The organism is Mucilaginibacter sp., assembly GCF_036383575.1.
Lineage (GTDB): Bacteria > Bacteroidota > Bacteroidia > Sphingobacteriales > Sphingobacteriaceae > Mucilaginibacter.
The window spans coordinates 1-7,218 of the sequence record NZ_DASVOB010000807.1 but is presented as its reverse complement, the minus strand read 5'-3'; the positions used below and the strand labels follow the sequence as shown (position 1 = coordinate 7,218).

Below are 7,218 nucleotides of genomic sequence, written 5' to 3'. Positions count from 1 at the left end.
AGCAAACCCGAAGAATTTGGTAATGTGGTTGTTAAAACCCAGCCGAACAATGGTGGTATAGTGCACCTTAAAGATGTGGCCAGGATAGAGCTTGGTAAATTCAACTACTCAGGTAACTCATTTGTTGACGGCAAAAGAGCTTCTTACCTGCTGGTTTACCAGGCGCCAAACAGCAACTCGCTTGAAACTGCGGATAATGTTTACGCAACAATGGATGAGCTTAAAAAGAGCTTCCCGAAAGATATTGATTACGTAGTTCCGTTTGAGGCTATCACAGTAGTAAAAGTATCAGTGAGCGAAGTTATCGAAACACTGGTTATTGCCCTGGTACTGGTTATTTTGGTGGTGTTCCTATTTCTGCAAAGTTGGCGCACTACGCTTATTCCGGTGTTGGCAATTCCTGTATCCATTATTGGTACATTCATCTTTTTTATACCGCTCAACTTTACCATCAATACGCTAACGCTATTCGGTTTCGTACTCGCTATCGGTATTGTGGTGGATGATGCTATCGTGGTGGTTGAGGCCGTACAGCATTACATGGATGAAGAGGGCATGACACCTAAAGAGGCTACCCAACACGCCATGGCCGATATTTCGGCACCGGTAATAGCCATAGCCTTGATCCTGGCAGCGGTGTTTGTGCCAGTAGGGTTTGTGCCGGGTATAGTAGGGCGGTTGTACCAGCAGTTTGCTATCACTATTGCTATATCCGTATTGATCTCTGCTTTTGTGGCGCTTTCGTTAACACCGGCATTGTGTACCCTGTTGCTTCGTCCGCATAAGATCGATGAAAACTCCGGAGGGCTTAATAAATTCTTCTTTAAGTTTAACACCTGGTTTACCCGTGTAACAGGCAGGTACCGTAATACGGTTGATAAGAGCATCAAAAATTCAAAGTATGTAATTATTGTTCTGGTTTGCATTATAGCAGGGGCAATAATATTATTTCAACGAAAACCTTCAGGATTTATTCCATTGGAAGATGACGGTCGCGTTTATATCACTTATGACCTGCCCGAGGCCTCTTCAACAGGTCGTACAGTTGATGTATTGCATGATATGATGAAAACGCTTGATAGCGTACCTGAAATAGCCCACTACGCGGCTTTGGGTGGTTTGAATGCCATCAGCTTTGCGAGTAAATCAAACAGTGCTACCATATTCGTGCAGCTTAAACCCTGGGACGAACGTAAAGAGAAATCACAGCAAATAACCGCCCTTGTTGCCCGGTTAAATCAAAAGCTGGCCAAATACAAAGAAGCCAACGTGGTGGTGATCCAGCCGCCAGCTATCCCGGGTTTGGGTAGTACCGGTGGTTTCTCGTTTATATTGGAAGAGAAACAGGCCGGCGGCGATATCAAGGTGTTTGAAAAAACATTGAAAACTTTCGTCGGTGCGATCAATCAACGGAAAGAAATTGCACGGGCCTTCTCTTTCTTCACTGCAAGTACACCGGCTTACCAGTTAACTGTTGACAGGGAGAAAGCAAAAAAACTGGGCGTGGCAATATCTGACATCAACAACGCACTGCAAACATATTTAGGTAGTACCTATATCAACGATTTTACCATTTACGGACGTAACTTCAGGGTAGTGGCGCAGGCCGATACCAGCTACCGCACCAATGTGCAAAACATAGGACAGTATTTTGTACGTAACTCTGCCGGTGCCATGGTGCCGTTAAGCACACTTACATCATATAAAGTAATAGAAAACTCACCGCTGATATCACACTATAACCTGTTCCGTTCGGCGGAGATCAATGGTAGTACCAAGCCGGGCTACAGTAGTGGTGACGCTATTACCGCCCTGAAAGAAACAGCCGCACAGGTATTGCCGCAAGGATATGGCTACGAGTTTTCGGGATTGAGCCGTGAGGAGTTATTGTCCGGTTCGAAAACGGTTTACATTTTTGCCCTTTCTATAGGTTTCGTATTCCTGTTCCTGGCGGCTTTGTATGAGAGCTGGTCGGTACCTTTCTCTGTACTGCTTTCGGTGCCGTTAGGTGCATTTGGGGCTATTTTGTTTCTGTCGTTTTTTGACGGCTTGACCAATAACGTTTACGCGCAGATCGGTTTGATAACGCTGATAGGGTTGGCGGCCAAAAACGCCATTCTAATAGTGGAGTTTGCCAAAGAACGTGTGGATGCGGGTATGGAGCTTGAAAAAGCTACGCTTGAGGCCGTTCGCCTGCGTTTAAGGCCAATTATCATGACCTCTATGGCATTTATATTAGGTGTAGTACCGTTGATGATAGCTTCAGGCGCAGGTGCTGAAGCCCGTAAAACCATAGGCTGGACAGTGTTTGGGGGGATGCTTACCGCTACCTCGTTAGCTATATTTATAGTGCCGGTATTATTTTACCTGATCACTAAAATGGCTTATGGTAAAGAAAAACTTGCCGAGCTTGAAAAAAATTATGACCCTAAAAAGCATGGGCCGGAGGCATAACCATATTGTTTAAATTTTGTAAAAAAGAGGGGCACAAGCCCCTCTTTTTTGTTTTATACTGGTTTTGGTACGCTGCTATACTTCGTAAATCAATTATTTATAGCGAAAAAATTTCGTGTTTGTGTACACTTTTGAAGTATAAGCAGGGCAGTTCCTACTGGATTTTTAACAATGTGCCCCCGTAACAATGCTTGTGTTTTTACTGGTTTTAATTGGTTAAAACAGCGCTGATTTTCAATTATTAAGCTGCCAAAGATTGGATTAATTGCATTTATTTTAATAGTTAAAACAATATCTGCAATGGTAAATAATGCCAATAATGGCAAAGTATTTGTTAAGGAGGAGTTAATACAATGAAAAATTAAAAATGATCATTGTAGAATTTGACTAAAAAAACACAACTATGAAAACAATGACTAAAATGATAGCTTCGGCATTTACTGCGGTGGCTATCTTTATCGGAACAAATGTTAAAGCTCAAACTACCCCTCCAAACCAATTACGTTTTGGTGTAGGTGTTGAAGGATTATTACCGACCGGAGGTTTGCATGATATCTCGAATGTTGGTTTAGGCGGTACCGCCCGCTTGCAATACGGTGTTAATAGTAGTGTAGCATTAACGCTTACTTCAGGTTATTATAACTATTTTGGTAAGAAGATCATTGACGGATCGGATGCTAAATACCCTTCATTTGGTTTAGTACCTGTTAAAGCAGGTGCCAAGGCATTTTTGGGTGATGGCTTCTATTTTGCTGGTGAAGTGGGTGCCGGTTTCGAAACCAAAGATGACTACAGAAATGTGGATGGCAGCAAAAGCACCAAACTGATTTTATCACCAGGGTTAGGCTATGCGAGCAAATCATGGGATGTAGGTGTTCGTTATGAAAACTTCTCGGGTGGCGATAGCGGCAACTACGGTACTGTAGGTTTACGTATTGCTTATGGCTTTGGTTTATAAGAGCTGTAGAACTATGATTTTTAGGATTTCAGAATTGCCCTGATTTTCAAAAAGTAGTTACAACAAAAAATCCCCTTGCCATTGGCAAGGGGATTTTTTATTTCTGAACCGGGATTCGGGGAGATTTACCGGATTTATAGGATTTGTAAATAGGATAAAACAACAAGTATCCTGACAATCCTCAAATCCTAAAAATCATGGTTCTTATTACGCCAATTTACCCAGGGCTTCTTTCAGTCTTCTCATAGCTTCTATCAGCGTCTCTTCAGCAGCAGCATATGATAAACGGATAGAAGACGGATCGCCAAACGAGTCGCCACCTACGGTAGCTACGTGACCTTCTTCAAGCAGGTAAAGGCTCAGGTCGTCAGAATCATTGATCAAGCGGCCTTCATAGCTTTTACCGAAGAATGAAGTAACATTAGGGAAAAAGTAAAACGCGCCATCCGGCAGGTTCACTTTAATGCCTTCTATTTCGCTCAATAGTTTATAAACAATATCGCGGCGTTTTTTGAATGCTGCACGCATTTCAAGTACGCTTTCCAAACCACCCTCGTAAGCGGCAACACCTGCACGCTGGGTAATTGAACAGGTACCTGAAGTTACCTGGCCCTGCATTTTATCAAAAGCAGATGCAAGTTCTTTGGTGCTGGCAGTGTAACCAATCCTCCAACCGGTCATAGCGAAAGCTTTCGACCAACCATTGATGATCACCACACGGTCTTTAATATAATCAAACTGCGCGATAGACTCGTGCTTGTCAACAAAGTTGATATGCTCGTAGATCTCGTCGCTCAGGATATAAACATGCGGGTGTTTTTCAAATACTTTTGCCAAACCTTCCAGCTCGTCTTTGCTGTAAACACTACCTGTAGGGTTACATGGCGATGAAAACATGAACAGCTTGGTATTAGGCGTAATAGCAGCCTCTAATTGCTCCGGAGTAATTTTAAAGTTGGTATCAACAGTAGTGTTGATGAAAACGCTTTTACCTTCGGCAAGTTTAACCACTTCGCTGTATGAAACCCAGTAAGGGGTAGGGATGATCACTTCTTCGCCGGGATTAACCAAACACAATACCGCGTTGGCGATAGCTTGTTTGGCGCCTGTTGAAACCACGATCTCGCTGAAATCATAATCAAGATTGTTCTCGTTCTTCAGCTTGGCAACTACGGCTTTACGAAGTTCAGGGTAGCCTGCTACGGGTGTGTAGTAGGTGAAGTTCTTGTCCATGGCCTGCTTGGCGGCTTCCTTGATGTGCTCAGGGGTATGAAAATCAGGTTCGCCAAAGCTAAGGCTGATCACGTCGACACCTTTAGCGGCAAGTTCACGGCCCAATTTGGCCATTTTAATTGTTGCAGATTCGGACAGGTTTTGTATCCGGGTACTTAATGCGCTCATATAAATTATGTTATCGCGGCAAATATAGAAAATAACTTTACTGCTACTTACGGTTGTTATTTTTTAAATTTGCGGCCTAATAACACCTTGCTTTGAATCAACAAAAAAGGATCATATTAATTTCGCTGATAACGGGGATAGTGCTGATGCTGGCGAAATTTGGCGCCTACTTTTTAACAGCCTCCAACTTTGTACTAACCGATGCCGCCGAAAGCATTGTAAACGTCATAGCAAGCTCATTTGCTTTTTACAGTATCTATCTCTCAGCCTTACCACGTGATGAAAACCATCCTTATGGGCATGGTAAAGTGGAGTTCTTCTCTGTTTTTATTGAAGGCTCGCTTATTGGTATTGCAGGGTGTATCATCATCGTAAAATCTGTTTACAGCTTTTTCTATCCTAATATTATCCACGACCTGTTTACCGGTGCTATTATCATAGGTATCACCGGGGCCATTAATGGCGCGCTTGGTTATTATATGATCAGCAAGGGAAAGGAACTTCGCTCCATGACCCTTGATGCCGACGGTCGTCATTTACTGGCCGATACCGTTACCAGCGGTGGTTTGGTAGTTGGTTTATTGCTGATTGAATTTACCGGCATTTTATGGCTGGATAGTGTATTATCTATACTGGTTGGCTTGTATATTATATATAGCAGTTACAAACTGGTGCGTAAATCGGTAGGGGGATTGATGGATGAGGCCGATTTTCAGGTGGTGACCGATATTGTACATGTTTTAAGCGAGAAACGCCGAGAGGCCTGGATAGATGTGCATAACCTGCGTGCGCAAAAGTATGGCCATGAACTCCACATTGATTGCCACATGACCCTGCCAAGCTATTTTGATTTGAATACGGTGCATACCGAGATCTCGTTGGTGGATAAGATGATCAATAAGGATATGGGTATCAAAACTGAGCTTTTTATCCATGCGGATCCCTGTTTGCCTGATTGCTGCCACTACTGTAGCATGCCCAATTGCCCTATCCGGTCGGAAGCACAAACCGAAACCATAGCCTGGACGTTGGAAAAGGTTGTACGCAATAAAAAACACTTTGAATAATGGAATACTTTAATGTAAGGGTTTACGGTCTGCTGTTGAATGATGACGATGAATTGCTAATAAGCGATGAACAGGAGTATGGCATACGTTTTTCAAAATTTCCGGGGGGAGGCCTTGAGCTTGGCGAAGGCCTCATAGATGGCCTTAAACGCGAGTTTATGGAAGAGTGTAACCTGGAAATAGAAGTGGTAAGTCATTTTTATACTACAGATTTTGCTGTAAAATCGGCATTTAATAATTCGCAGATCATCAGTGTATATTATATGGTGAGAAGCCTTACCCCGGTTAATTTGAATATAAAAGCCGTAGCCTTTGATTTTGATTGCGAAGGAGAGGTGTTGCAGGCTTTCAGGTGGGTGCCGCTAACCGCGCTAAGTGTAGCCGACTTTGAATTTCCGACAGATAAACGTGTGGTTGAACTTTTACAGAACGAACTATGAACCTTACCGAAAGGGATTTACGAGTAATATGGCACCCTTATACCCAAATGAAAACCGCGCAGCCGCCGGTAGGCATTGTGCGGGGAGAAGGAGCGCTGTTATTTGACGAAGAGGGTAAACAATACATAGATGCCGTATCATCATGGTGGGTAAATATCCACGGGCATGCGCATCCTTATATCGCCAAGAAAGTATCAGAACAGCTACATAAACTGGAGCATGTGATATTTGCAGGCTTTACGCACGAAGGTGCCGTTGAGCTGGCCGAACGCCTGCTTGCCATTTTACCGGCTAATCAAAAGAAGGCTTTCTATTCAGATAATGGTTCAACCGCTATTGAGGTAGCCATAAAAATGTGCCTGCAATACTGGCTCAACAAAGGCGATCAGCGTACTAAAATTATCGCTTTTAATAATGCTTATCACGGTGATACCTTTGGTGCCATGGCGGTAAGCGGCCGCAGCGCATTCACCAAAGCTTTTGATAGTTTACTTTTCGAAGTGGAGTTTATTGATATTCCCAACAAGGACAATATTGAAAGTCTTAAGTCGAAAGTTTCAAGTATAAAGTCAGAAACCGCCTGTTTTATTTTTGAGCCGCTGGTTCAGGGCTCGGCAGGGATGATCATGTATGAGGCCGAATACATGAATGAATTGATGGCGCATTGCCGGGAGGAAGAAGTGCTGCTGATTGCTGATGAAGTATTTACCGGCTTCGGGCGCACAGGGAAGCCTTTCGCTACAAATCATGTACATGTTGAGCCGGATATCATGTGTTTCTCCAAAGGGCTTACTGGTGGTACCATGGCTTTGGGGTTAACTACCTGCACGCAGCAAATTTATGATGCCTTTTTATCTGAAGATAAACTGAAAACCCTTTTTCACGGGCATTCATTTAC

The 7,218-nt window shown here is 43.3% G+C and carries 7 protein-coding genes; 5 read left to right on the top strand and 2 right to left on the bottom strand.

Features of this window, described 5'->3' with window-relative positions; translation table 11 throughout:
• Window positions 1-2,454: efflux RND transporter permease subunit (locus VF500_RS28730; RefSeq protein ID WP_330862946.1), on the top strand; the 2,454-nt coding region annotated here is incomplete at its 5' end.
• 89 nt (window positions 2,455-2,543) lie between these two features.
• Here VF500_RS28730 and VF500_RS28725 read toward each other — a convergent pair.
• Window positions 2,544-2,771 carry a hypothetical protein gene (locus VF500_RS28725; RefSeq protein WP_330862945.1) on the bottom strand — a complete coding sequence of 76 codons (228 nt, stop codon included), beginning with the start codon at window positions 2,769-2,771 and terminating at the stop codon, window positions 2,544-2,546.
• A gap of 86 nt (window positions 2,772-2,857) precedes the next feature.
• On the opposite strand from VF500_RS28725, the gene VF500_RS28720 reads away from it, so the two are divergent.
• A complete protein-coding gene (locus VF500_RS28720; protein WP_330862944.1) occupies window positions 2,858-3,412 on the top strand; it encodes a hypothetical protein in 555 nt (184 codons plus the stop codon).
• Window positions 3,413-3,619: 207 nt separating this feature from the next.
• On the opposite strand, the gene VF500_RS28715 is transcribed toward VF500_RS28720, so the two are convergent.
• Window positions 3,620-4,813, bottom strand: coding sequence for a pyridoxal phosphate-dependent aminotransferase (locus VF500_RS28715; RefSeq protein WP_330862943.1), 1,194 nt, complete (start codon window positions 4,811-4,813; stop codon window positions 3,620-3,622).
• Window positions 4,814-4,905: 92 nt separating this feature from the next.
• Here VF500_RS28715 and VF500_RS28710 point away from each other — a divergent pair, with 92 nt between their 5' ends.
• The 3 genes from VF500_RS28710 to bioA all read left to right on the top strand — a co-directional run.
• Window positions 4,906-5,880 carry a cation diffusion facilitator family transporter gene (locus VF500_RS28710; RefSeq protein ID WP_330862942.1) on the top strand — a complete coding sequence of 325 codons (975 nt, stop codon included), beginning with the start codon at window positions 4,906-4,908 and terminating at the stop codon, window positions 5,878-5,880.
• Window positions 5,880-6,320, top strand: coding sequence for an NUDIX domain-containing protein (locus tag VF500_RS28705; protein ID WP_330862941.1), 441 nt, complete (start codon window positions 5,880-5,882; stop codon window positions 6,318-6,320). The genes VF500_RS28710 and VF500_RS28705 overlap by 1 nt, the downstream gene beginning before the upstream one ends.
• The coding region (gene bioA, locus VF500_RS28700) for an adenosylmethionine--8-amino-7-oxononanoate transaminase (RefSeq protein WP_330862940.1) at window positions 6,317-7,218 on the top strand (902 nt) is incomplete at its 3' end. The genes VF500_RS28705 and bioA, both read left to right, overlap by 4 nt.